This is a genomic window from Vibrio sp. Vb1554, from assembly GCF_033344235.1.
This window is the reverse complement of record NZ_JAWPOJ010000479.1, coordinates 1-1,028: the sequence shown is the minus strand read 5'-3', so window position 1 is coordinate 1,028 and position 1,028 is coordinate 1. Positions and strand designations below refer to the sequence as shown.

1 protein-coding gene is annotated in these 1,028 nt (G+C 50.9%); it reads left to right on the top strand.

The window, feature by feature from the left end; all coding sequences use genetic code 11:
* On the top strand, nucleotides 1-1,028 hold a 1,028-nt coding region (locus R8N28_RS27210; protein WP_318183915.1), incomplete at both ends, for a glycoside hydrolase family 2 TIM barrel-domain containing protein.

The window sequence follows — 1,028 nt, the reverse complement described above, 5'->3', positions numbered from 1 at the left end:
GTTTGTACCAACCGACAACCCAACGGGCGCTTATCAACGCACATTTACACTTGGTCCACAGTGGGATAACCAACAAACCATCATCAAGTTCGACGGCGTGGAAACCTACTTTGAAGTGTACGTAAACGGCGAGTACGTCGGCTTTAGCAAAGGCAGCCGTCTTACTGCGGAGTTCGACATTTCTGCCTACGCACACCAAGGCGAAAACTTGCTCTCTGTACGCGTGATGCAGTGGGCCGATTCCACTTACATTGAAGACCAAGACATGTGGTGGACGGCGGGGATCTTCCGCGATGTTTACCTTGTGGGCAAAGAGCAGGTTCACGTCCAAGACCTAACAATTCGCACCGATTTCGCCGACGATTACCAAAGTGCGACGCTCAGTGCTCAAATCGAATTGGAAAACCTTTCCACCGCTATCGCGTCTGGCTATACGCTGGATTACGCGCTGCATGACAAAGGCACTGTCGTAGCCAGTGGTCAATGCGATTCACTGACTATCCAAAACCACCACTCAACAAGCTTTGCGATTGATATGGTGAGCCCAACGCATTGGACGGCCGAAAACCCTTACCTTTACCACTTGTTCATCACCTTAAAAGATCACCAAGGCAACGTAGTGGAAGTGATCCCACAACGCGTGGGTTTCCGTGACATCAAAGTGCGCGATGGCCTGTTTTACATCAACAATCAATACGTGATGCTGCATGGTGTAAACCGTCATGACAACGACCACCTAAAAGGTCGCGCAGTGGGCATGGACCGCGTGGAAAAAGATCTGATTTTGATGAAGCAACACAACATCAACTCGGTTCGCACCGCACACTACCCGAACGACCCACGCTTCTACGAGCTGTGTGATATTTACGGCCTGTTTGTGATGGCAGAAACCGATGTGGAAACCCACGGCTTTGCCAACGTTGGCGACCTGAGCCGTATCACCAATGATCCAGCATGGGAAGCGGTGTTTGTTGATCGCGCAGTGCGCCATGTGCACGCACAGAAAAACCACCCTTCTATCATCATGT